A 22,283-nucleotide genomic window follows, 5' to 3' on the forward strand; every position below is an offset into this window, starting at 1 on the left:
TCAATCATGATAGTCCACGATCTCAACTTGATCCGCGCCACCATCCGACCAGATGAAGCATATGCGCCACTGATCGTTGATGCGGATTGAATGCTGTCCCTTTCTGTTGCCTTTCAAGGCTTCAAGCCGATTGCCGGGAGGAGACAACAAATCCTCGATACGAGCTGCCAAGTTAAGCATGGTCAGCTTTCGTTGCGCCGATTTCATAATATCAGCAGGAAATCCTTTTGATGCTCGGCCTCTTGCGACTGCTTCGGTAACCGAACTCCTATAGGACCGGATCATCGTTCTTTCCTGATTGATGGTATCATAAAGAGATACTATAAAGAAGTCAACGGCAACGTATCGACGACTGATACTAACTCTTCGCCGCGTCCAGCGCTTCCTCGATCTTCGGCAGCAGCTGGTTCTTCACGCTGTCATCCGTGAATGGCCCGACATGCTTGTAGAGGATAACGCCTTCCGGGCTGACCAGGAAGGATTCCGGGATGCCGTAGACGCCCCAGTCGATTGCCGCCGTCCCCTTGGGATCGACGCCGATGGCGCGAAAAGGGTTGCCGAGTTCGCCGAGGAAGGCGAGCGCGTTGTCGTTCCTGTCCTTGTAATTGATACCGACGACATTGATGCGCGGGTCTTGCGAGAGACCGAGGATGATCGGGTGCTCCTGCCGGCAGGGTATGCACCAGGAGGCCCAGACATTGACGAGCGTCAGCTTGCCCTTGACGGCTGCCGTATCGAGCGCCGGCACGGACTGGCCGGCGCGGATGGCGCCTTCGAGCGGTGCGAGCGCCAGAACTGGCGCGGGTTTGCCGATGAGGGCGGAGGGAATAACGGAATTGTTCTTGCCCGACATCAGCTGGAAGAGAAACACGGCGACCAGAGCGCCAAAAATCGCCAGCGGCAGGAAGGCGATGATCAGGCGGCGGGATTTCCTGGGCGGCGTCGGCGTGGCATCCGTCACGTGCGCTCTCCGGACTGTTCGACCGAACGGCGGCGGATGCCTTGCGCCTCAAGCCGCTTGAGTTCTCGTCTCAGCCGCAGGCTTTCGAGCCACGTGTAACCGGTGATCGCGATGAGAACGACAATCGCGATACTCCAGGCGGAGTAGACGTAGAAACTGTGGTCGATCGGCATCATTGGCCTGCCTGCGCCGCACGCGCCGCATGCCGCCGCATGACCGAAATCCGGCGCCGCCAGATCTCGCTGCGGATCGCCATCAGGTGCAGCGTGAAGAACAGCAACGTAAACGCGATCGCCATGACCAGCAAAGGCTTGAGAAATTCCGGATCGATGCTCGGGCCATCCAGCCGCATGACGCTAGCCGGCTGGTGGAGCGTGTTCCACCATTCCACCGAGAATTTGATGATCGGAATATTGACGAAGCCGACGAGGATCATGATGGCGCTGACGCGGGCGGCGCGGCCGGGATCGTCCATGGCGCGGTTGAAGGCGATCAGGCCGAGATACATCAGGAACAACACGAAGACCGAGGTCAGCCGCGCATCCCACACCCACCATGTGCCCCACATCGGCTTGCCCCACAGCGAGCCGGTGACCAGCGCGAGGAAGGTAAAGGCGGCGCCCAACGGGGCTGCCGATTTCGCCGCGACATCCGCAAGCGGATGGCGCCAGACCAGCGTGCCGAGCGCGGCGATCGCCATGACAGTGTAGCACATCATCGACAGCCAGGCCGAGGGCACATGGATATACATGATGCGGACCGTTTCGCCCTGCTGGTAGTCGCCCTCGGTGGCGAAGCTGAGATAGATGCCGATGGCGAACAGGATCGCCGTCACGCCCGCCAGCCACGGCAGGATGGCGCTCGCAATCGCGATAAATCGCGTCGGGTTGGCGAGCGAGGTGAGCTTGGATTGGGTTGCAGTGGTTTCTGTCATCGGCGCTTCCATAGCCTGTTTACCAGCGGCTCGCAATTGATCTGGGTCAGGCGCGCCGCTCACAATTCGGTCATTCCGACGATGCGCGCAGCGCCAGGCTTGCGGCAAAAGGTCCGATCACGGCGAAGAACAGGCTGAGCGCCAGAAGAGCGAGGAATGGCGGCAGGAATGGGGCCGGGTCTTCCACAGCGGCATAGACAGCCGAGACGCCGAAGATCAGCACCGGGATTGTCAACGGCAGGACGAGGATCGAGACGATCAGCCCGCCGCGCGGCAGCGACACGGCGACCGCTGCACCTGCGGCACCGATGAAGGTGATCGCAGGTGAACCGGCGAGCAGGGTCAGCACCAGCGCACCGATCGAGATCTCGTTCATGTTCATGAACAGGCTGAGCAGCGGTGCCGCGATGACCAGCGGCAGCACGCCCGCGACCCAATGCGCCAGGCATTTAACGAAGACGATGAGCGTCAGCGGCGTTTCCTGCATCATCAAGAGGTCGAGCGAACCATCGTCACGCTCGGCTTGGAACAGGCGGTCGAGGCCGAGGAGCGAAGCGAGCAGCGCGCCGATCCACAGGATGGCGGGGCCGATGCGGGAGAGCAGGTTGAGATCGGGGCCGACGCCGAAGGGGATCACGGTGACGATGATCATGAAGAACAGGATGCCCGTCAGCATGCCGCCGCCAGCGCGGATGCCGAGCTTGATGTCGCGGAGGAAGAGGGCGGTCATGATTGGGTGCCCCGGCGAGTTGCTTCAATCATAATAGCCACGCACGAAAACTATGATGCTCTCTGAGGGCAGTTCAGGTTCATCTTGATTGGGCGCATATCCGCCAATCCCCAGCGGAAGTGAAGTGAAGCCGTCATTCTCGACCGCGACATCTGCGTCAAGCTCACGTATTCGCGTAATCATGTCGGCAAAAGGCAAGCCCAGCAGGTTCAATCCGTTCAGCGTTGGCTGTGCAGGTTCCGCAAACTCGACTGCTTCCACCAGCCCATGTATATCGTCGTAGTAGACGAAACATTGGAGGCCTGTGTAGTAGTCACACGGATAGGTTTCCGTCCCGCTTCGCCTGAAGTTCTCAAACTCCATGCCCAGTGCGGCTCGAACTTCGCTTGGCGTCATGCCGAGCCGAATAGGCCCAACCCCCTCGTAGCTGCGAATGTCAAATTTCACGACGCAAGCTCTCCGTGATACTCAAACCCCTTCATCTCCAGCCTCTGCGCGTTCTCCAGCCCCAATTCCTGATGCGTCGCGGCAATGATGATCCCGCCCCTCGCCAAATGCCCCCACATCAGCCCCGCGAACAATTCCTCCGACTGCACATCGACCGCCGCTGTCGGTTCATCGAGCAGCCAGACTGGCCGCCAGGCGCACAGCAGCTTCGCCATAGCCATGCGGCGCTGCTGGCCGGCGGAGAGGTAGCCGAAGGGGAGATGCAGGAGTTCGGCGAGGCCCAGTTGCACGGCGGCCTGCTCGGGTTCCACTCCAGCGCCGCCGGAGAAGTCGCCCATGAAGCGCTTCCAGAACACGAGGTTCTCCTCGACCGTCATCTCGCGCTTCATCGCATTGCGATGGCCGAGATAATGGCAGGCCTCGGCGGCGCGCGGCACTTGGACGCCTGCCACGGAAATCGAAACCTCTCCCCTTTCGTGCGAAAGGAGACCGGCGATCACCCGGATCAGTGTCGATTTGCCCGAACCATTCCGCCCGGTCACGATAAGCGCCTCACCCGCTTGAAGCGAAAACGAGATGCCGGAAAAGATGAGGTCTTCGCCGCGTCGTGCCGCGAGATCGCTCACCGTCAATACAGTCAAATCCGCCTCCGACCCGGCTCACGCCGCAACGCAAAAAAATTATCGTTTGGTCCCAAGTTTGTATGGCACCTTGTTGAGAAATTATCTATATCAACAGCAACCACGCCAGCAGCCGGTGTGATTATCATCCTAGCGCCGAACTTGGAATTGCGGGGGCAATTCTACGTGCGGACAGCGGAAATGGCTGCACCCGCATCCCAACAAGCGCCTGATGGCGCCGGGCGTTCGCACGTCAGTTCAAAGCTGATCAGACGAAACGGGTTCATTTCATGTCAAAATCCCACGACAGTTTTAATTGCCGCAGCACGCTCACCGTGAACGGCAAGGAATTTGTTTATTACAGCCTTCCCAAGGCTGAGGCGAACGGCCTCGCCGGCATTTCAAAACTCCCCTTCTCGATGAAGGTGCTGCTCGAAAACCTGCTCCGCAACGAGGATGGCCGTTCGGTCACCAAGGAAGACATCGAGGCGGTCGCCGCATGGCTGACCAATCGCGGCCTGACCGAATATGAAATCGCCTATCGCCCCGCCCGCGTGCTGATGCAGGATTTCACCGGCGTACCCGCCGTCGTCGACCTCGCCGCGATGCGCGATGCCATGGTCTCGCTCGGCGGCGACCCGGAAAAGATCAACCCGCTGGTGCCCGTCGATCTCGTCATCGACCATTCCGTCATCGTCGATGAGTTCGGCACGCCGACCGCGCTCGCCCGCAATGTCGAGCTTGAATACGAGCGCAATGGCGAGCGCTACCGCTTCCTGAAATGGGGCCAGCAGGCATTCGAGAATTTCCGCGTCGTGCCCCCCGGCACCGGCATCTGTCATCAGGTCAATCTCGAATATCTCGGCCAGACTGTCTGGACGCGGGACGAGGACGGCGAGACGACCGCCTATCCCGACACTTGCGTCGGCACCGATTCGCACACGACCATGATCAACGGCCTCGGCGTGCTCGGTTGGGGCGTCGGCGGCATCGAAGCTGAAGCGGCCATGCTCGGCCAACCGGTTTCCATGCTGCTGCCCGAAGTCATCGGCTTCAAGCTGACGGGTGCGGCCAAGGAAGGCGTCACCGCCACCGACGTCGTGCTCACCGTCGTGCAGATGCTGCGCAAGAAGGGCGTGGTTTCTAAATTCGTCGAATTCTTCGGCCCCGGGCTTGATTCGATGTCGCTCGCCGACCGTGCGACGATCGGCAATATGGGTCCGGAATATGGCGCCACATGCGGCTTCTTCCCGGTCGATGGCGAGACCATCAACTACCTCACGATGTCCGGCCGCGAGACCGACCGGATCAAGCTCGTCGAGGACTATTCCAAGCTGCAGGGCATGTGGCGCGATTCGGAAGGCGCCGACATCGTCTTCACCGATACGCTGGAACTCGATCTCGGCAGCGTCGTGCCCTCGATGGCCGGCCCCAAGCGCCCCGAAGGCCGCATCCCGCTCGAAGGCATTGCCTCGGGCTTCGAAGCCGCCCTCGAAACCGACTACAAGAAGCCCGGCCAGCTGAAAGTGCGCTATCCGGTCGAAGGCACCGATTACGACCTGGGCCATGGCGATGTGGCGATTGCCGCCATCACCTCCTGCACAAATACGTCCAACCCCTCGGTGCTGATCGCGGCTGGCCTGCTCGCCCGCAATGCGGTCGCCAAGGGCCTGAAATCCAAGCCCTGGGTCAAGACTTCGCTGGCACCGGGAAGCCAGGTCGTCGCCGAATATCTCGGCCGGTCGGGCCTGCAAGATGATCTCGACAAGCTCGGCTTTAACCTGGTCGGCTTCGGCTGTACGACCTGCATCGGCAATTCCGGACCGCTGCCGGCGCCGATCTCCAAGACGATCAACGACAAGGGCCTGATCGCCGCCGGCGTGCTCTCGGGCAACCGCAACTTTGAGGGCCGCGTCTCGCCCGACGTGCAGGCGAATTACCTCGCCTCGCCGCCGCTGGTGGTCGCTTATGCTCTCGCCGGTTCGGTGCAGATCGACCTGACCGAGGAGCCGATCGGCAACGACCAGCAGGGCAACCCTGTGTTCCTCAAGGATATCTGGCCCTCCTCCAAGGAGATCCAGGAATTTATCATGAAATATGTGACGCGCGAACTCTACGCGTCGAAATATGCCGATGTGTTCAAGGGCGATATCAACTGGCAGGAAGTCAAGATCCCCGAAGGCAAGACCTACGCCTGGGACGATAATTCGACCTATGTGCAGAACCCGCCGTATTTCGTCGGCATGAAGCAGGCGGCGATCGGCGTCACGGACATCAAGGGCGCGCGCGTGCTGGGCCTCTTCGGCGACAAGATCACCACCGACCACATTTCTCCGGCCGGTTCGATCAAGGCGGCCTCACCGGCCGGCAGCTACCTGATCAATCACGGCGTCTCGGTGGCCGACTTCAACCAGTACGGCACGCGCCGTGGCAATCATGAAGTGATGATGCGCGGCACCTTCGCCAATATCCGCATCCGCAACCATATGCTCGGCCCGAACGGCAAGGAAGGCGGCTTCACGATCCACTATCCCTCGAAGGAGGAGATGTCGATCTACGACGCGGCGATGATGTACAAGGAAGAAGGCGTGCCGCTGGTGATCTTCGCCGGCGTCGAATACGGCAACGGCTCGTCGCGCGACTGGGCGGCCAAGGGCACCAACCTGCTCGGCGTCCGCGCCGTGATCGCCCAATCCTTCGAGCGCATCCACCGCTCCAACCTCGTCGGCATGGGCGTCGTGCCCTTCGTCTTCGAGGATGGTTCGAGCTGGCAGTCGCTCAATCTCAAGGGCGACGAAGTGGTGACGATCGAGGGCCTGGCCACGATCAAGCCGCGCCAGAAGACGGTCGCGCACGTCACCTATGGCGATGGCACGGTGAGGGACATCCCGATCATCTGCCGCATCGATACGCTGGATGAGATCGACTACTTCCACAATGGCGGGATTTTGCAGCAGGTGCTGCGGGATCTGGCTGCGTAAGCGGCTCAGGTCCAAACAAAACCAGGCCGCCGGGAGCGATTCCGGCGGCTTTTTCATGGGCCGCGCAACCCTCTCCGCCGTCATCCTAGGGCTTGTCCCTAGGATTTGGTGAGTAAGAGATGGACGGTTACCTTGCCGCGAATAGCACGCTCACCAGATGCTCGGCACAAGGCCGAGCATGACGTCGCGGGTGAGTGGGCCTCGGCTAGCGACTGCTGCTCAATCATCACCGGGCTTGATGCGCGGTTCAACAAATATCGCTTTTCCTTATGAAAGCTTCGGCTATCTTCCAGCGATGCATTCTCGCGAGGCCGCCATGCCGATCCATGAATACCTGCCCTATCTCGCCGTCGCCTGGACGGCCTATTTCATCGCGGTGGTCAGCCCTGGCCCGGCGACGCTGGCGCTGGCGGCGACGTCGATGACCTCGGGCCGCGCGGCGGGTGTGTCACTGGCGCTTGGCGTCTATACCGGTTCGTTCATCTGGGCGTGCCTGACATCGGCCGGGCTGGCGGCGATCCTGACCGCCTATGCCGGCCTGCTGACGATACTCAAGATCATCGGCGGACTATATCTGCTGTGGCTCGCCTGGAAATCGTTCCGCTCGGCGATGACGGCTGACGAAGTGCATCTCGCGGCTCTCGCCAACAAGGAGCTGACGCGCCGGCAACTCTATTTCAAGGGGTTGATGCTGCACCTGACCAACCCGAAGGCCATTCTCTCCTGGCTCGCGCTGCTGTCGCTCGGCCTGCCGCCCGGTGCGCCGGCCTCGATCTTCGCGGTCTTCATAGCGGGGTGCCTAGTGATCGGCTCGACGACTTTCATCGGGCTCGCGATCCTGTTTTCGACCGGCCCGGTGCGGCGGGGCTATACCCATGCGCGGCGGTATATCGATGCCTTCGTGGGGGTGTTTTTTGCGGCGGCGGGGGTGAAGCTGCTGACGGCGAGGATTTGAGCGTTCGTTGGCCGAGGCTTCCCCGATCATAAACCGGAGAATGGCCGACGGAAGCCGGCTGTTTCTTGAGCTACCGCAGTCGGTCTATCCTGATGCTGCGGTCGAGCATTTGAAGATGTTGCCGCGTGCCGAGCTGGTCGATTTCCTCGACACGATCCCCGAATCGTGGATCGACTTCCGGTTCGAAGGACACGAGTTCAGCATCAACGATCAGCTGGGGGAATTCTGGTTCTTCGTCAAGGACCCGGTGTGTCCGGATTCGATTCTCACACGGATACGAGATCATTTTGTGAGGCTGGTGGGTTAACTCGTATCGAGGTTACCCTTCTGTAAGGCTTCCTAAAACTACTCCGCCGCTTCCGTCTTCTGCCCAAACCGCTTCTCGATGTAATCCACCACCAGTGCCTCGAAATCCTCGGCGATTTTCGGGCCGCGCAGCGTCAGCGCCTTCTTGCCGTCGATGAAAACAGGCGCGGCCGGGGTTTCGCCCGTGCCGGGGAGCGAGATGCCGATATCGGCGTGCTTGGACTCGCCCGGGCCGTTGACGATGCAGCCCATGACGGCGACGTTGAGAGCCTCGACGCCGGGATATTTTTCGCGCCAGATCGGCATGTTCTTGCGCAGGTCGCGCTCGATGTTCTGGGCGAGCTCCTGGAAGACGGTCGAGGTGGTGCGGCCGCAGCCGGGACAGGCGGCGACGACGGGGAGGAACTGGCGGAAACCCATGACCTGCAGGAGTTCCTGCGCCACGATGACTTCCTTTGTGCGGTCGCCGTTCGGCTCGGGCGTCAGCGAAACGCGGATCGTGTCGCCGATGCCCTGTTGCAGCACGTAGCCCATGGCGGCTGACGAGGCGACGATGCCCTTCGAGCCCATGCCCGCCTCGGTGAGGCCGAGGTGGAGCGCGTGGTTGGAGCGCTGGGAGAGGGCTGAATAGCAGGCGATCAGGTCTTGCACGTTGGAGACCTTGGCCGACAGGATAATGCGGTTGCGCGGCAGGCCGATGTCCTCGGCGAGCTCGGCCGACAGCAGCGCCGACTGGACGATCGCCTCGCGCGTCACGTCGCGGGCCGACATCGGCGAACCCTCAGCGGCGTTCTTGTCCATCAGGCTGGTCAGAAGTTCCTGGTCGAGCGAACCCCAGTTGACGCCGATGCGGACCGGCTTGTCGTAGCGGATCGCCATTTCGACGATATCGGCGAACTGCTTGTCCTTCTTGTCCCTGAAGCCGACATTGCCGGGATTGATGCGGTATTTCGCGAGCGCCTCGGCGCAGGCCGGATGGTCGGCGAGCAGTTTATGGCCGATATAGTGAAAATCGCCGATCAGTGGCACATCCATGCCGAGGCGGAGCAGGCGTTCGCGGATCTTCGGCACGGCCGCCGCGCTCTCGTCGCGATCGACGGTGATGCGCACGATCTCCGAACCCGCCTTGAAGAGTTCGGCAACCTGCTTGACCGTGCCGTCGATATCGGCGGTGTCGGTATTGGTCATCGATTGCACGACAACGGGCGCGCCGCCGCCGACGATCACGCCGCCGACATCGACGGCGATGGAGGCACGGCGCGGCTTGGGGGCGAATTCGGCAAAGGCGGACATCGGAAAATCTCTAGTGTCTGACAGGCTTCAAGTGGCAAGGGCAGAGGTGAAAGTCAATCCTGCGGCAAATTGATGACGATCAGTTTACCGAAGACGGCGCAGGTCCGCGCTATTTTCGCGCAGTTCGGTCGTGACCGTCCGGTTGCGGCGCGCGCCGCCGATGCCTATGCTCCTGCCCAACAGAGATGACGGGAGGCTGACATGACGTTCAGGGCGCTGTTGGTGGAGAAGGCCGACGACGGCACGATCACACAATCCGTGCAGGAGCTCGATGACGACCGGCTGCCTGAGGGCAATGTCACGGTTCGGGTCGAATATTCAACGCTGAACTACAAGGACGGGCTCTGCATGCACGGCCAGGGCGGGCTGGTCCGCACCTATCCACATGTGCCGGGCGTGGATTTTTCCGGCGTGGTGGAAGAGTCCTCCGATCCGCTCTACCGGCCCGGCGACCGCGTGGTGCTGACCGGCTGGCGCGTCGGCGAGTTGCGTTGGGGCGGCTATGCCTCCCGCGCGAGGGTCAATGCCGATTGGCTGGTGAAGCTGCCGGAGGCGATCTCGACGCGCAACGCCATGGCCATTGGCACCGCAGGTCTTACATCCATGCTGGCGGTCATCGCGCTGGAAAAGGCGGGGCTGACACCAGATAAGGGCGAGGTTCTGGTGACGGGTGCGGCCGGTGGCGTCGGCTCGGTCGCCGTCGCCATCCTGGCGAAGCTCGGATACCGAGTCGCGGCCGTCACCGGACGGGCCGAGGCTGCGGACTATCTTAAAGAGCTCGGCGCTGAAACAATTGTCGCCCGGACTGAATTGGCGGAAGCCAGCAGCAAGCCGCTCGAATCCGAGCGTTGGGCGGCAGCGGTGGATGCCGTGGGTGGCGAGATGCTGGGGCGCGTCCTGAAGCAGATGAAGTATAATGGCGCGGTCGCCTCGATCGGGCTTGCGGGCGGGGCGGCTGTCCCGTCCTTCACCGTCATTCCGTTCCTGCTGCGCGGGGTCAACCTGCTCGGCATCGACTCTGTGATGAAACCCTACCAGCCGCGTCTTGAGGCATGGAACCGCCTCGTCAGCGATCTCCCGATGGATAAACTCGAGAGGATGATCTCCGAACACGGTCTTCAAGACATGCCCGCCCTCGGGAAGAAGATCATCGAGGGCGGAGTGAAGGGGCGTGTCGTGGTCGATCCGAACCGTTGATCAGAGCACGAAGTCGGTTGCGGTCATTGAGGTCAGACCAGTGACGTTGACCGCGAAATCGGCTTGGCGGTCGCCGTTGACGTCGGCGCTGAGCACGCCGCTTGCGAAGCGCAACTGACCGGCCTGGCCCGTGAACGAGGCGATGCCCTGGAAGGTGAAGGCCTGATCGCCGCCGCCAGTGACAGCGTCTATGGCGGAGAGGTCGATCAGGTCGCCGTCGGCGCGGGTGAAATCGCCGATCTTGTCATTGAGGCCGGCGAGGCTGTCAGTCACGGCCTGGAACACGAAGACATCGCTTCCGGCATCTCCGAGCATGGCGTCAAAACCGGCGCCGCCGACGATCACGTCATCTCCGCCAAAGCCGAAGATAGTGTCGGTGCCGGCCAGACCCATCAGCGTATTGTCATCGTCGGTGCCGCCAATGATGTCGGCATTTCTGGAGCCGACGGCGTTCTCGATCGAGATGATCTGCTCGGTGCGCGATGCACCGGTCTGCACAAGGCCCGCGGCGAGATCGATGATCACGCCGGTGTCGCCAATGACGGTGCTTTCATGGCGGAACTGGTAGGAGATCGTGTCGCTGCCGGCGCCACCGTCGAAGCCGTTCTCCCAGCCTTCGCTGTTGAAAATGTCCTTGCCGCCGCCGCCAAGATAGGCGCTTTTCAGCGTGGTGAGGAAGAACTGGTCGTTGCCGCCGCGACCTTCGACGATGTCGAAGCCCCCCAGCGAAGAGAAGCCGGTACCGATATAGGTGTCGCTACCTTTGCCGAGTGTGATTTGGTTGCCGCCTTCGAAGGCATTGAAGACAGTGTCCTTGCCGCTGCCGGCATCGACGAAATTGTCGCCGCCGAGGTCGTCGTCGCGGTCGAGCACCACAGTGTCGTTGCCGCCAAATGCCTGAATTTCGAGCGACGGGCGACCGTTCTGGTCGATCCGGTCGTTTCCATTCGTACCTCTGATGATCCTAGCCATGTCCCTCTCCATCGGTGGGATACTGTTTCAATGGAGGTGTTATCGCAGCATCGGCCGAGAGGCGCGGTTACGCGGGGAACAGGTGCGATGGAATGGTGGCTAAAGACAAGACGGGCGGGCTATTCGGATTATTCGGCGGGCTATGCATTTTTTCGAAAAAAATTTGTCGGGCTCAAACTTCGAGCATGGAGACTTCCTTGGCGGAGGAGAGCACGATCAGGGTTTCGGTGCGCATCAGGCCTTCGATACCCTTGAGCTCCTGTGCCAGGAACCGCTCAAGCTCGCGCGTGTTTTTCAGTCGGACCTTGAGCAGGTAGTTCCAGGCGCCCGTTACGTGATGGCATTCAAGCACCGCGCCGCTGGCGGCGACCTTCTTGAGAAACGCCGCCTCCACCTCCGGTTCGTTCCAGCCGACGAAGACGAAGGCGAGCAGGTCGAGCCCGACCTTCTCCGGATTGACCGCTGCATGGAAGCCCGAAATGATCTCGTTGCGTATCAGCCGCTTGATCCGGTCGTTGACGGTCGAGGGCGCGAGCTTCAACTCCTGCCCGATTTCGGCGAGCGATAGTCTGTCGTTTTTTTGAAGCAAAGCCAGAAGACTGCGATCAGTTTCGTCTAATATGCTCATGACATCATCCCGAATTAGCAAATCGTTTCTGCGGACCTTAATGGCAAAGCGGCCGGGCCGAAAGACTGATATTGGTCAAGTTTGTACACACGACCGAAAACCTGTAGGCACTCCTGAACTCTGTCAACCACTGGACGCCGCCATCCTGCATTCCGTTTTCCGGCACGAGGACAAGTTTTCGTGACCTGACGTCAGCCACAATCAATCTATTTTGATTTATGTGTGAGGTCTGTTTGTTCTATAAGCAAGCCGGATGCAGCGGGAGGACCAGGGCTGGGCACGTGCATCTGTCTGGCGAGAAAGCGGGAAATGTTGCGCATCGTAACCCTTTTCATATCGATCGTGCTGCCGGCATTGGCAGCGACGACCCTTGTTTTGGGGACCGTATCCGCCGAGGAGATCAGCCGTTCCGCGCCTGTCGGTATTGTAGAACTCTTTACATCGCAAGGTTGTTCCAACTGTCCCAAGGCGGATCGGGCCATCGAGGCGCTTGCGGAAAGCGATGATGTCGTCACGATCACCTACCACGTAGACTATTGGAACTATCTCGGCTGGGAAGATACGCTCAGCGCCAAGGAGAATACCGAGCGTCAATATGGTTATGCCAAGACGCTTGGGATTCGCAATGTATTCACGCCACAGATTATTCTCAACGGCCTGCACGACGCGAAAGTGTCCGACGCCGGCAAGATAAGGGCACGGCTTGCAAGCCTCGACAACGGCGGCGAGCGCCTGAGCGTGCCGGTCACCGCCAGCCTGTCACCCGCCGAAATGACGATCAGTATCGGCGACGGCGCGGGCAATGCCGACGTGATCATCGCCTATTACAAGAAGCACACGGTGGTCGAAATCAAGACCGGCGAGAACGAAGGCAAGAAGATCACCTACCGCAATGCCGTGACCAAGCTCGAGACGGTCGGCATGTGGGACGGCAAGGCCCTGACCATCAAACTGCCGGCCGCACTTCTCGCCAAGCGCGGGTTCGACGGCTGCGCGATTCTCCTGCAATCGCATGATGCCAACGGCAATCCCGGCCGTATATTGGGCGCTGCTTCGCTCTAGATCGCTTCATTGTTAAATGGAATCATTCTGTTGGCCGAGACGGAGTCGGATATTCGTTCGGTCGGCGCGGGTCGTAGCCCAGTTTTACGGCCAAGGCGACCGAACGAATAGGCGGCCCGTATCGGCCAACCCCGAAGGGGCCGGGCATCTTTCCGCCAGGGCAGAGGCGATCGGCTCGGGCGTACATCGGGGTATGCCCTTCGCCAATCGCCTCTGCCCTGACGAAAACCTGCTCCGGCAGAATGCTTCCATTTAACAATGAAACGATCTAAGCCTGCTTGCATTTTCGATAGCGGCTCCTGCAAAACAATCTTGCAATTCGGTCTTCTTCAGGCAAACTGTCACCAATTCGTCATCCTGCGTTGCGCGGGTGACGGGCAGATTGCGCGAATGGGGTCAAATGTCGGATCACGGCGAGCACACAGGATCGGCCGAACGCAGAGGCCGGATCGTCATCGACCTGAGGGAATACCGCGACGCCCGCGACCCGATGCCGGTGACGTTCCACCGCCTTGAACTCAATCAGATTCTCCGGGTCTATGGCCGCATGGTCGGAGAGAGCGAATGGCGCGACTACGCCATCGATCATTTCAAGGAGAAGGCGGTGTTTTCCGTCTTCAAGCGGTCGGGTGACCTGCCGGCCTACCAGATCGAGAAGAATCCCAAATTCGCTGCAAAACAAGGTGCCTTCTCCGTCGTCAACACCCAGGGCCGCATTCTCAAGCGCGGCCACGACCTCGCCCAGGTCATGAAATTCTTCGACAAGGTCCAGAAGCTCCAGGACTGAACCACTTCTTCCAACCCTCCCAAATTGACCTTCAGGCAGCCGTCGCGTAAAGCGCGGGCATGACGACATTCGCAATCCTTCTCGGCGGGCCGGTTTCGGTCAATCCTCGGCTTTTGACGCAGCTCGAAGGCGTGCGCACGATCGCCGCCGATAGCGGTATCAGGCACGCGGGAGCCCTGGGATTGCTGCCCGAACTCTGGGTCGGCGATTTTGATTCCTCGACGGAGGAACTCGCTGTCGAATATGCCGAAGTACCACGGCTCGAATATCCCTCGGAGAAATCGCTGACCGATGGCGAACTTGCGGTGCAGACCGCGCTCGAACGCGGCGCAACCCGCGCCGTGCTTGTCGGCGCGCTGGGCGGCGAGCGGGCCGATCACGCCTGGGCGCATCTCGTGCAGGCCATGGCGCTGTCCGCTGCCGGCATAGAAGTGCTGCTGACATCGGGCGACGAGGAAGGCTATCCGTTCTGGCCGGGATCGATGCTGCTCGACCTACCCAAGGCCAGCCTGTTTTCCGTGCTCGGTCTCGACGCGCTCGATGGCCTGACGATCCGCAATGCGCGCTATCCGCTCGATGATTTCCATTTGCCTTTCGGCTCGTCGCGCACCATTTCCAATGTCGCGGAAGGCGCTGTCTCGTTCAGCCTCCGCGCCGGTCGCGCGCTGGTCCTGGCGCGCCCGCATGATTTTTCCGGAGTATGATATTGGCACCGCCGATCCTGAAACTCGACGACATCCATCTGAATTTCGGCGGCACGCCGCTGCTTTCGGGCGCCAGCCTGCAGCTGGAACCCGGCGAGCGAATCTGCCTTGTCGGCCGCAACGGTTCAGGCAAATCGACGCTGATGAAGATCGCGGCGGGGCTTGCCGAACCGCAGAGCGGCGAGGTGTTCCGCCATCCCTCGGCGACGGTCCGCTATCTCAACCAGGCGCCTGATTTCGAGGGTTTTGACACCGTCGAGGCCTATGCCGCGGCTGGGCTGGGACCGTCCGACGATCCCTATCGGGTCACCTACCTGCTCGAGCATCTCGGGCTGACCGGCCATGAGCATCCTTCCAGCCTGTCCGGCGGCGAGATGCGGCGGGCGGCCCTTGCCAAGGTCATGGCGCCGGAGCCGGATATCCTGTTGCTCGACGAGCCGACCAACCATCTCGACCTGCCGACCATCGAATGGCTGGAAGGCGAACTCCAGAAGACCAGGAGCGCGTTGATCCTGATCTCGCACGACCGGCGTTTCCTGGAGAAAGTATCGACGGCGACGGTCTGGCTTGATCGCGGCACGTCGCGGCGTCTCGATCGCGGTTTCGGCCATTTCGAGGCCTGGCGCGACAAGGTGCTGGAGGAAGAAGAGCTCGAACAGCACAAGCTCGGCAAGCAGATCGAACGCGAGGAACACTGGCTGCGCTATGGCGTCACCGCGCGCCGCAAGCGCAATATGCGCCGTCTCGGCCAGTTGCAGGATTTGCGCCAGGAGCACCGCTCGCATCGCGGCGCGCTCGGTTCCGCCCGGGCGACGGTGGCGGAGGCCCGCGATTCCGGCAAGCTGGTGATCGAGGCCGAGAAGATCACCAAGTCCTATGGCGACCGGGTGATTGTGTCGCCCTTCTCGCTCCGGGTCCATCGCGGCGACCGGATCGGCCTCGTCGGCCCGAACGGCGCCGGCAAGACGACGCTACTCAAGATGCTGACCGGCCAACTCGAACCTGATTCGGGCACGGTGAAGCTCGGCACCAATCTCGAAATGGCAACGCTCGACCAGAAGCGCGAGGATCTCGATCTCGAGGAAACGCTCGCCCATTACCTGACCGACGGACGGGGCGACAACCTGCTGGTCAATGGCGTCGCCAAGCATGTCACCGGCTATATGAAGGATTTTCTGTTCCAGCCCGAACAGGCTCGCACCCCGATCCGCAATCTCTCGGGCGGAGAGCGCGCGCGGCTGATCCTGGCGCGCAATCTTGCGCGTCCGTCCAACCTGCTGATCCTCGACGAACCGACCAACGATCTCGACATCGAGACGCTCGATCTCTTGCAGGAAATCGTGTCCAGCTATGCCGGCACCGCGATCCTGGTCAGCCACGATCGCGACTTCCTCGACCGCACCGTCACCTCGACGATCGCACCGGCCGATCCGGAAAATCCGGATGGCCGCTGGATCGAATATGCCGGCGGCTATACCGACATGCTTGCCCAGCGCCGCGACGCGCAGGCCGAGCGGAAGCGGGAAGAGCGCGACAAGCGCCCTGCCGCTTCGGCTGTGTCGTCGGACGAGCCGTCCAAGGGGAAGGCCAAGCTCTCCTACAAGCAGAAATTCGCCATCGAGAGCCTGCCGAAGAAGATGGCGGAGAGACACGCGGAAGTCGCCAAACTCGAAGCAAGAATGGCCGACCCGGCTTTCTTCACAAAAGACCCGGATGGGTTCGCCAGGGCCGCCAAACTGACGGAAGCCGCGCGCGCCGAGATCGCCCGCATGGAAGAAGAGTGGCTGGAACTCGAAATGCTCCGCGAGGAACTCGAGGGCTGAAGCGCTAACCCACCTGAAACGACAAACCCGGTGCTGGAGGACACCGGGCTTGCCGTAGGGAGGGGATCAGTATTGTCAACGTTCTTGATCGTCTGGCATCGGGCCGCCGTGTTGCAGGGGGTCGGGCGGTCCTTGGGGGTGGTGCCTGGGCGGGAGGAGAACCTCGGGCACTGGTGGTCAGTCGATCAGGTCATCAGATCAATCGCAGATGCGAACCTTCTTGATGTAGACATTGCCCCAGTCGTCGTAGCGCTTGATCTTCTTGACGAAGCAATAGTCGTCATAGTCGTAACGGGGGGATACGACGACCACGCCCCAATGATGGCGCTTCCAGCCATGGTGATGATGGCGATGCTTCCAGCCGGCTTCTGCGGTGGCGGCAAACGAGACGGTGGCGACGAGGGCGGCGGAGGCTGCGATGATGAACTTTTTCATGATGTTTGTCCTCTGGGGGTTCGTGTTGGGTTGAAGTGCCGTTCAGTTCTTCAGTTCTTTGTGGATGTCTTTGCTCATCCGTTGATGTTGTTTTCCCACATCCCCATGCTCGCCGCTGTTTCCGCGGGAACAGGGCTGAAAATTCAACGAAATATGAAGCGCACGACGCAAATCGACGCCATTTCGCTCAAGCCCCTTGGCGAAGCGCTGCTTCTTTTGTATTGAGTGGCGTGGATGGTCCCGTAGCTCAGCAGGATAGAGCACCAGATTCCTAATCTGGGGGTCACTGGTTCGAATCCAGTCGGGATCGCCAACGAAATCAACTACTTAAAGGGTGATTCTCGACCCTTTATGTTGCGTGAATGTTGCAACGAGTTCCCGAGATTTCCAATGGTTTCCACATGGGCGCGGCGAATCCATGCGACATGAAATGCAACATGGGCGGACTAACTGAGAAAGCAAAGACCGACCCAGTTGGCGGAGACCGCTGAGAACATTTGGACAAAATTGCTGACTTACTGCAGTTCCCAAAACAGCCTTGGCGGCATTCAGGCATTGGGTAGCCCCGTTGGCGATGTCGCAGCTCTTCGAAAGGACGCAATCGAAGCGACATTTATTTGCATTACCGCTCCGGCATGGGGCACCATTATAAAACTGTAACGTATTGCTTTACAAGGACTTTTGCAATTTAGTTATCTGTTCTATCCCCCTAATTATCCACCTAGAAGTTCGTGCTTCAAGTCGGTTGGCCGGTAATCCCATGGAGGGTCGATGCATGAAAGATCAAATGAAAAGCGGCGCCGCAAGGATCGGTCGATATGCAAAGGCCCGGCCAAGTGAGACTGCATGGGCTGTTTTCGGTGCTTGCCTAGGATGTATTTCTGGCCTGCTGTTAGGCGGCGTGGGTATCGCTGCGCTTGGAAGCGCTTTGGGCGTTAGCGGATTTCTGATGCCGTTTCTTCTTGCGGCGATCGGCACGCTTATCGGGAGCCGATACGGCATGGAACGTGACCGAAAGCGCGAAGCTAGTCGCAGAACCAAAACTCTCTAAGTCTGATGGCTGCGGTACTAAATTGGCGCCGGATCGGACCAATGGAGGTGCCTGGAACTATACAGCAGGCAATAGGCTTACATTGAGCAGACACCGATCTCGTTGAACCTTCGAGTGTCTCCGACTGGAGCTCTGGTGCAAATAGACTATTTCGTGCGGAAGCTGCGGGCATCGGTCCAGCAGCCGGAGACCTTGGTTTCAAAAAGCTGGGGCTACTGCCACCTCTTGTCCGCGTCATTGCGAGGAGCGTTTCCAGGGAACCAGCGCATACCAAGACTCATAGCGGTTCTGGAGGATTGCCTGTCAGATATAATTGCCGACACAAATGAGGGTGACCAGCCCGACTTGCATAAGATGATGACCGTCCTAGATGCGATTGAGTATCACCTCGACAAGTTTGAACTTGAAAGCGACTAGACCGCGCTTATTCTTCACACCAGATGTTGCCCACGTTAGGCCACGGCTGCGCAAGCCCTTCCTCGAAATCTGGAAACTCCGGCGAATCGACATTACACCATGCGAAACCGCACAAGGTAAGCCGGCACGCCGCTCGCTGCGTGAGTTAGTATTTCTTTATCGCTTGACCCGCTACTGTGCGTCTACCAGCGCTGACGCGGGCATGATGCCGACTGGTTCCGATGATCGGCATCTCCGTTTTGGTGCATCATGGTTCGATCGAAATACAGTTATTCCACCCGCAAACGGCTAATAGTCATCGCCGTCGCCTGTCTCCTGATCGCATCAATGATCGGCCTCGGCGTGTTTCTCATCAATGACGCAATGACCTCGATGAAAGAGACATCGAACAATATCGATGACGCTCGATCTGTTTCGGCGACGAGAAGCGCGATTCAGGCGGTGAAGAAGCAGCTTGGCGCCACCGTGAGGGATAATGCCTATTGGGATGACGCGTACGCAAAAATGAATGAACCCGACGCTGTGGCCTGGGCGACAGAAAATTGGGGCGTGACCACTGAGAACTACCCCCTCTATGACACCGCCGTAGTGGTGGCGCCTGATGGGACCGCGCTCATCGGCTTTCACAACGGCATACCGATCAAGGATACCGACCTGTTCTTCGGCTCCTCCTTCAAGGCACTGTTGAAAGCGGCACGTGCTCCAGACCCTAAACGAGAGAGGTTGCCAGTCGCGTTCATCCAAACCACAAAGGGGTTGGCTCTCATCGGCGCCTCCGCAATTCAGCCGTACGAGGACAATCCCGAAGCAGATCGGGCAAAATTCAAGGTCCTGGTTTTCGCCAAGCATTTCGGTCCAGAGGTGATTGCGGAGATGGCCAAGAACTTCAGTATCAGTGGTTTATCGTTCGAAGACAGGCCCGGCCATCTGCATGCAAGGTTGACCGACATTGGCGGGCGATTGGTCGGCCAGTTGACGTGGCCCGCACAAGAGCCCGGCACTCGCAGCTTCATCTCCGTCAAGCCGAAAGCCTTTGCGGCGGCGCTGGTGCTGTTTGTTCTGCTTTCAGCAATCTGTGCAGCGGCACTTCTCGCAGTGAGAAACGTCCGGCGTGAAGAAAGACGCTCTCATTACGATGCCACCCACGACTCGTTGACCGGGCTCCACAATCGGGCTGGCTTGTTGGAACAGATCGATCTGTCGATCGCCCATTTGAACGAAGCTAAACCCTCCGAAATTGATCTGCACTTGATCGACCTGGACGGCTTCAAGGGCGTGAATGACGCGTGGGGCCACGCGGTGGGCGATCAGTTGATCATTGCCGTCGCGCGAAGGATTGTGGATTTCCTGCCCCGAAATGTGATTGCGGCACGGCTCGGCGGCGATGAATTCGCAATTCTGTCTCAGAGTTCGTCTCAGCAATCGTTGGAAACAATTTCCTCAAACATTTTAAATCTCTTTGATCAGCCCTTCGATATCGACGGACGGCAGATGGAGATTGGCGGTAGCGTCGGGGCGGCCTCGACCACTAACTCGCAAATAGAGCGTGAGGAGTTGTTCCGCAGATCGGACTTGGCGCTCTATCGTGCAAAAGAGCTGGGACGCGGCATATCGGTGACGTTCGAACCTGGCTTGGACGCTGCCGCGAGAGAAGCTGCAGATTTGGAACAGGATATCCGTGCGGCAATATCGAAAAGGGAATTCAGCGTGGCGTTTCAGCCGCTGATCGATGCCAAGAGCGGCACGATGTGCGGGGTCGAAGCTCTGGCGAGGTGGGTCAGTCCAGCTAGAGGGCGTGTTGCTCCTGACGTGTTCATCGCAGCGGCTGAGAAATGCGGTCTCATTGATCTGCTGGGCATGCAGATCCTCGAACTTGCAGTAAAGGCAGCATCCCCCTGGTTAGAAGTCGGCCTTTCAGTGAACGCATCACCTTTGCAGTTCAGGAACCCGCTGTTCGTCGATGAGCTGATTGGGACGCTGCGTCGCTATGGCTTCGAACCAAATCGGCTTACGTTGGAAGTTACCGAGGGTATTCTCATCTCGAATACCGTGCAGGTGAAACGTGCGTTTCAAATGTTGAAAACCCATGGGGTGAAGATAGCGCTCGATGATTTTGGCTGTGGCTACGCAAGCATTGGCGCACTTCGGGAATTCGGATTTGATCGAATGAAAGTTGATCGCTCGCTGGTCGTTGCTGCCGAAACGGAGGGCAATGGTGGCGCAGTATTGCAAGCTACTATCGCATTGGCGAACGCTTTAAATATTCCCGCGACCGCCGAGGGAATTGAAACGGAAAGCCAGGCCGCTGTCGTGAAGCTTTGCGGCTGCGACGAGCTCCAGGGATACCTCTACGGCAAACCTACGACGGAGGAAGAACTCGCCTTGCGCTATTTCGCCAAGGAAGCCGCCGCATAAGGGGCAGCCGTCACTCTAGACCATGCTGCCAGCCTGTGTCGCCGTCATAGATGCAAGTGACCTTGCGGGCGGCTCGATTGCCGCCACTGCAAACATCGATCGCACGAACCGGCATAGCTACCGCCGCCACTAGGACGGCAGCGGCGGCACGAGCGAATAGGTTTGTCTTCAATCGTTTTCTCCGGCCAATGATGCGAGCAACGCGCCATACAGTTCCGGATTGACCCAATACCCTCCGGCATCCGAGCGCGCGAGCAGATAACGCGCCTTGGCGACATGATCCGCTTGGCAATTCGCAGGGAAGCCGGCAATCGCCAGCAACAGCGCATCCTCTTCATTTTCGGCCGCGTTGAACGCATCGAGGCATGACGGATCATAGTCCTCGTGCACGCTATCGGCTTTGTTTACGAGCGCCTGACAGATTCCGAGCGTGACGCGATGGCGCTCCATCAGCTCCAATAATTCTCCGCTAGGGGAAGTCTCGGCTGTCGCCATGGCAGGCAGCGCGGCGGCGAGTGCCATCGGCCATAATCCTTGTGACAGAGATCTACCACGAAGTATTGGGCGAGCCGGTTGATCCTGCCGAGTGAAACTGATCGTGCTCGACTGCCCATTCAGCGTTCCGGGCGGGGTAAATGGAGGTTCGGACCGCTGTATACGTCTGGGCTCCTTTGGAGCCCAGACCAATTCGTCGAGTGTTGAGGGTCAGATACTGATAAAGTCGCCCCAATCAAGATCGGCCTTTTCCATGTTCTTGATCAGCAGCGTGTCATCGCCATACTTAATCAGGAGGTCATCGCCCTGCACCTTTAGATGATTTGCAACCATATCGTTGAATTCATCTTCATTGGAGATGAAGTCCGAAGAGATCAGATCCAGGCCATTCTCGAAGCCCTTGACGACGTCGTGGTCGGTTTTCAGATCAAACTCGAACACGTCTTCGCCGGTGCCGCCGATGAGGATGTCGTTTCCTTTGCCGCCGTCGAGAGTGTCATCGCCGTGCAAGCCCCGAAGGACGTTGTCGCCTGAATTGCCGCGTAGCGAGTTGCCGCCGCTGTTTCCAGTCGCATCAATGTCCTTCTTGCCGAGCAGTGTTAGTGTTTCGAGGTTATCGGCGAGCGTAAAGCTTACGGTCGATCGGACATTGTCCATTCCAAGACCAGTATCCAGTTCGACGATGTTGATGGACTTGCTGCCCACGAGGAAGGTATCCCCGCCATCGCCACCGTCGATCTGACCGTCGATCGTGCCCTTACGGGTGTCGATCCGGTCCACACCGTCTCCAAGCGAGATGTCGCCAACGATCAGGCCTTTGTTGACGATCGACGTCTCGCCGGTACCACCAGAGATGTCGCCAACAATCTTGCCAGCATTGGTCAGCGTACCATCCTCGGCATCGAAGAAGGCGACTGCTGTTTCAGCGTTGATCGTACCGCCTTTCATGTTCGTGATGGCAGCGTTGTCGCCCTCGGCGCGCACCCCATAGTCTCCACCAATGATCTTGCCGCTGTTGTTGACGGTGAAGTCATCGAACTGGGAATAGACCGACCAGCCGCCATCGATCC

The 22,283-nt window shown here is 59.6% G+C and carries 24 protein-coding genes and 1 tRNA gene; 10 read left to right on the forward strand and 15 right to left on the reverse strand.

All coding sequences use genetic code 11. From position 1 onward, the window contains the following. The 7 genes from IHQ71_RS24180 to ccmA form a co-directional block, all read right to left on the reverse strand. Positions 1-285, reverse strand: a complete 285-nt coding sequence (locus IHQ71_RS24180) for a type II toxin-antitoxin system RelE/ParE family toxin (RefSeq protein WP_258158958.1) — start codon at positions 283-285, stop codon at positions 1-3. Positions 286-358: 73 nt separating this feature from the next. Beyond that, a complete protein-coding gene (locus tag IHQ71_RS24185; RefSeq protein WP_258158959.1) occupies positions 359-961 on the reverse strand; it encodes a DsbE family thiol:disulfide interchange protein in 603 nt (200 codons plus the stop codon). Next, on the reverse strand, positions 958-1,137 hold the full coding sequence (gene ccmD, locus IHQ71_RS24190) for a heme exporter protein CcmD (RefSeq protein WP_374989912.1): 180 nt from the start codon (positions 1,135-1,137) through the stop codon (positions 958-960). Before ccmD ends, IHQ71_RS24185 begins: the two co-directional genes overlap by 4 nt. Beyond that, on the reverse strand, positions 1,134-1,895 hold the full coding sequence (locus IHQ71_RS24195) for a heme ABC transporter permease (protein ID WP_258158960.1): 762 nt from the start codon (positions 1,893-1,895) through the stop codon (positions 1,134-1,136). The genes ccmD and IHQ71_RS24195 overlap by 4 nt, the downstream gene beginning before the upstream one ends. A gap of 70 nt (positions 1,896-1,965) precedes the next feature. Next, the gene (ccmB, locus tag IHQ71_RS24200) at positions 1,966-2,625 is read right to left on the reverse strand and encodes a heme exporter protein CcmB (RefSeq protein ID WP_258158961.1); all 660 of its coding nucleotides are present in this window, start codon (positions 2,623-2,625) and stop codon (positions 1,966-1,968) included. Between the two features lie 24 nt (positions 2,626-2,649). After that, positions 2,650-3,072 (reverse strand): hypothetical protein, encoded by a 423-nt coding sequence (locus tag IHQ71_RS24205; protein WP_258158962.1) that lies wholly within the window; start codon positions 3,070-3,072, stop codon positions 2,650-2,652. After that, positions 3,069-3,713 (reverse strand): heme ABC exporter ATP-binding protein CcmA, encoded by a 645-nt coding sequence (gene ccmA, locus IHQ71_RS24210; RefSeq protein ID WP_374989913.1) that lies wholly within the window; start codon positions 3,711-3,713, stop codon positions 3,069-3,071. The genes IHQ71_RS24205 and ccmA overlap by 4 nt, the downstream gene beginning before the upstream one ends. A 269-nt stretch (positions 3,714-3,982) precedes the next feature. Between ccmA and acnA the strand changes: the two genes are divergently transcribed. From acnA to IHQ71_RS24225, 3 genes are all read left to right on the forward strand, one after another. Next, on the forward strand, positions 3,983-6,673 hold the full coding sequence (gene acnA, locus IHQ71_RS24215) for an aconitate hydratase AcnA (RefSeq protein ID WP_258158963.1): 2,691 nt from the start codon (positions 3,983-3,985) through the stop codon (positions 6,671-6,673). A gap of 316 nt (positions 6,674-6,989) precedes the next feature. Beyond that, positions 6,990-7,628, forward strand: coding sequence for a LysE family translocator (locus IHQ71_RS24220; RefSeq protein ID WP_258158964.1), 639 nt, complete (start codon positions 6,990-6,992; stop codon positions 7,626-7,628). A gap of 40 nt (positions 7,629-7,668) precedes the next feature. Next, positions 7,669-7,935, forward strand: a complete 267-nt coding sequence (locus IHQ71_RS24225; protein WP_258158965.1) for a hypothetical protein — start codon at positions 7,669-7,671, stop codon at positions 7,933-7,935. Between the two features lie 38 nt (positions 7,936-7,973). On the opposite strand, the gene ispG is transcribed toward IHQ71_RS24225, so the two are convergent. Continuing rightward, a complete protein-coding gene (gene ispG, locus IHQ71_RS24230) occupies positions 7,974-9,227 on the reverse strand; it encodes a flavodoxin-dependent (E)-4-hydroxy-3-methylbut-2-enyl-diphosphate synthase (RefSeq protein WP_258158966.1) in 1,254 nt (417 codons plus the stop codon). 201 nt (positions 9,228-9,428) lie between these two features. Between ispG and IHQ71_RS24235 the strand changes: the two genes are divergently transcribed. Further along, positions 9,429-10,424: an MDR family oxidoreductase gene (locus tag IHQ71_RS24235; RefSeq protein ID WP_258158967.1), complete on the forward strand. Its 996-nt coding sequence runs from the start codon at positions 9,429-9,431 to the stop codon at positions 10,422-10,424. Here the strand turns inward: IHQ71_RS24235 and IHQ71_RS24240 are convergent, their stop codons facing one another. Together IHQ71_RS24240 and IHQ71_RS24245 are read right to left on the reverse strand one after the other, a co-directional pair. Continuing rightward, positions 10,425-11,396, reverse strand: coding sequence for a calcium-binding protein (locus IHQ71_RS24240; protein ID WP_258158968.1), 972 nt, complete (start codon positions 11,394-11,396; stop codon positions 10,425-10,427). Between the two features lie 172 nt (positions 11,397-11,568). Next, positions 11,569-12,024, reverse strand: coding sequence for an Lrp/AsnC family transcriptional regulator (locus IHQ71_RS24245; RefSeq protein ID WP_258158969.1), 456 nt, complete (start codon positions 12,022-12,024; stop codon positions 11,569-11,571). Positions 12,025-12,333: 309 nt separating this feature from the next. Here IHQ71_RS24245 and IHQ71_RS24250 point away from each other — a divergent pair, with 309 nt between their 5' ends. The 4 genes from IHQ71_RS24250 to IHQ71_RS24270 all read left to right on the forward strand — a co-directional run bounded on the left by IHQ71_RS24250 (position 12,334) and on the right by IHQ71_RS24270 (position 16,400). Further along, positions 12,334-13,086, forward strand: a complete 753-nt coding sequence (locus tag IHQ71_RS24250) for a thioredoxin family protein (RefSeq protein ID WP_258158970.1) — start codon at positions 12,334-12,336, stop codon at positions 13,084-13,086. Between the two features lie 400 nt (positions 13,087-13,486). Then, entirely contained in the window at positions 13,487-13,873 is a 387-nt protein-coding gene (locus IHQ71_RS24260; RefSeq protein WP_258158971.1) for a DUF2794 domain-containing protein, read from the forward strand. Positions 13,874-13,932: 59 nt separating this feature from the next. After that, on the forward strand, positions 13,933-14,577 hold the full coding sequence (locus IHQ71_RS24265; protein ID WP_258158972.1) for a thiamine diphosphokinase: 645 nt from the start codon (positions 13,933-13,935) through the stop codon (positions 14,575-14,577). Positions 14,578-14,579: 2 nt separating this feature from the next. Continuing rightward, the gene (locus tag IHQ71_RS24270) at positions 14,580-16,400 is read left to right on the forward strand and encodes an ABC-F family ATP-binding cassette domain-containing protein (protein WP_258158973.1); all 1,821 of its coding nucleotides are present in this window, start codon (positions 14,580-14,582) and stop codon (positions 16,398-16,400) included. A 198-nt stretch (positions 16,401-16,598) separates the two neighbouring features. Here IHQ71_RS24270 and IHQ71_RS24275 read toward each other — a convergent pair whose 3' ends face one another. Next, positions 16,599-16,835: a hypothetical protein gene (locus IHQ71_RS24275; RefSeq protein WP_258157604.1), complete on the reverse strand. Its 237-nt coding sequence runs from the start codon at positions 16,833-16,835 to the stop codon at positions 16,599-16,601. 42 nt (positions 16,836-16,877) lie between these two features. After that, on the reverse strand, positions 16,878-17,099 hold the full coding sequence (locus IHQ71_RS24280; protein ID WP_258158974.1) for a hypothetical protein: 222 nt from the start codon (positions 17,097-17,099) through the stop codon (positions 16,878-16,880). On the opposite strand from IHQ71_RS24280, the gene IHQ71_RS24285 reads away from it, so the two are divergent. Next, positions 17,072-17,148, forward strand: a tRNA-Arg gene (locus tag IHQ71_RS24285). The genes IHQ71_RS24280 and IHQ71_RS24285 overlap by 28 nt on opposite strands. Positions 17,149-18,630: 1,482 nt before the next feature. Beyond that, complete coding sequence (locus IHQ71_RS24290) at positions 18,631-20,718, forward strand: EAL domain-containing protein (protein WP_258158975.1); 2,088 nt, start codon at positions 18,631-18,633, stop codon at positions 20,716-20,718. A gap of 10 nt (positions 20,719-20,728) precedes the next feature. Here IHQ71_RS24290 and IHQ71_RS24295 read toward each other — a convergent pair whose 3' ends face one another. The 3 genes from IHQ71_RS24295 to IHQ71_RS24305 all read right to left on the reverse strand — a co-directional run bounded on the left by IHQ71_RS24295 (position 20,729) and on the right by IHQ71_RS24305 (position 22,197). Beyond that, the gene (locus IHQ71_RS24295; RefSeq protein ID WP_258158976.1) at positions 20,729-20,890 is read right to left on the reverse strand and encodes a hypothetical protein; all 162 of its coding nucleotides are present in this window, start codon (positions 20,888-20,890) and stop codon (positions 20,729-20,731) included. Beyond that, positions 20,887-21,240 carry a hypothetical protein gene (locus IHQ71_RS24300; RefSeq protein ID WP_258158977.1) on the reverse strand — a complete coding sequence of 118 codons (354 nt, stop codon included), beginning with the start codon at positions 21,238-21,240 and terminating at the stop codon, positions 20,887-20,889. The genes IHQ71_RS24295 and IHQ71_RS24300 overlap by 4 nt, the downstream gene beginning before the upstream one ends. A 183-nt stretch (positions 21,241-21,423) precedes the next feature. Then, entirely contained in the window at positions 21,424-22,197 is a 774-nt protein-coding gene (locus IHQ71_RS24305; RefSeq protein WP_258158978.1) for a calcium-binding protein, read from the reverse strand. Positions 22,198-22,283: the final 86 nt, after the last annotated feature.

The organism is Rhizobium sp. TH2 (genome assembly GCF_024707525.1).
In the GTDB taxonomy this organism is placed as follows: Bacteria; Pseudomonadota; Alphaproteobacteria; order Rhizobiales; family Rhizobiaceae; genus Rhizobium_E.

Bases quoted from the DNA above. Each gene is read 5' to 3' on its own strand.
- IHQ71_RS24180 (WP_258158958.1), bottom strand. From the start codon at position 285: ATGATCCGGTCCTATAGGAGTTCGGTTACCGAAGCAGTCGCAAGAGGC.
- ccmD (WP_374989912.1), bottom strand. From the start codon at position 1,137: ATGATGCCGATCGACCACAGTTTCTACGTCTACTCCGCCTGGAGTATC.
- IHQ71_RS24195 (WP_258158960.1), bottom strand. From the start codon at position 1,895: ATGACAGAAACCACTGCAACCCAATCCAAGCTCACCTCGCTCGCCAAC.
- ccmB (WP_258158961.1), bottom strand. From the start codon at position 2,625: ATGACCGCCCTCTTCCTCCGCGACATCAAGCTCGGCATCCGCGCTGGC.
- acnA (WP_258158963.1), top strand. From the start codon at position 3,983: ATGTCAAAATCCCACGACAGTTTTAATTGCCGCAGCACGCTCACCGTG.
- IHQ71_RS24220 (WP_258158964.1), top strand. From the start codon at position 6,990: ATGCCGATCCATGAATACCTGCCCTATCTCGCCGTCGCCTGGACGGCC.
- IHQ71_RS24225 (WP_258158965.1), top strand. From the start codon at position 7,669: ATGGCCGACGGAAGCCGGCTGTTTCTTGAGCTACCGCAGTCGGTCTAT.
- ispG (WP_258158966.1), bottom strand. From the start codon at position 9,227: ATGTCCGCCTTTGCCGAATTCGCCCCCAAGCCGCGCCGTGCCTCCATC.
- IHQ71_RS24235 (WP_258158967.1), top strand. From the start codon at position 9,429: ATGACGTTCAGGGCGCTGTTGGTGGAGAAGGCCGACGACGGCACGATC.
- IHQ71_RS24240 (WP_258158968.1), bottom strand. From the start codon at position 11,396: ATGGCTAGGATCATCAGAGGTACGAATGGAAACGACCGGATCGACCAG.
- IHQ71_RS24245 (WP_258158969.1), bottom strand. From the start codon at position 12,024: ATGAGCATATTAGACGAAACTGATCGCAGTCTTCTGGCTTTGCTTCAA.
- IHQ71_RS24250 (WP_258158970.1), top strand. From the start codon at position 12,334: ATGTTGCGCATCGTAACCCTTTTCATATCGATCGTGCTGCCGGCATTG.
- IHQ71_RS24260 (WP_258158971.1), top strand. From the start codon at position 13,487: ATGTCGGATCACGGCGAGCACACAGGATCGGCCGAACGCAGAGGCCGG.
- IHQ71_RS24265 (WP_258158972.1), top strand. From the start codon at position 13,933: ATGACGACATTCGCAATCCTTCTCGGCGGGCCGGTTTCGGTCAATCCT.
- IHQ71_RS24275 (WP_258157604.1), bottom strand. From the start codon at position 16,835: ATGAAAAAGTTCATCATCGCAGCCTCCGCCGCCCTCGTCGCCACCGTC.
- IHQ71_RS24290 (WP_258158975.1), top strand. From the start codon at position 18,631: ATGATCGGCCTCGGCGTGTTTCTCATCAATGACGCAATGACCTCGATG.
- IHQ71_RS24300 (WP_258158977.1), bottom strand. From the start codon at position 21,240: ATGGCACTCGCCGCCGCGCTGCCTGCCATGGCGACAGCCGAGACTTCC.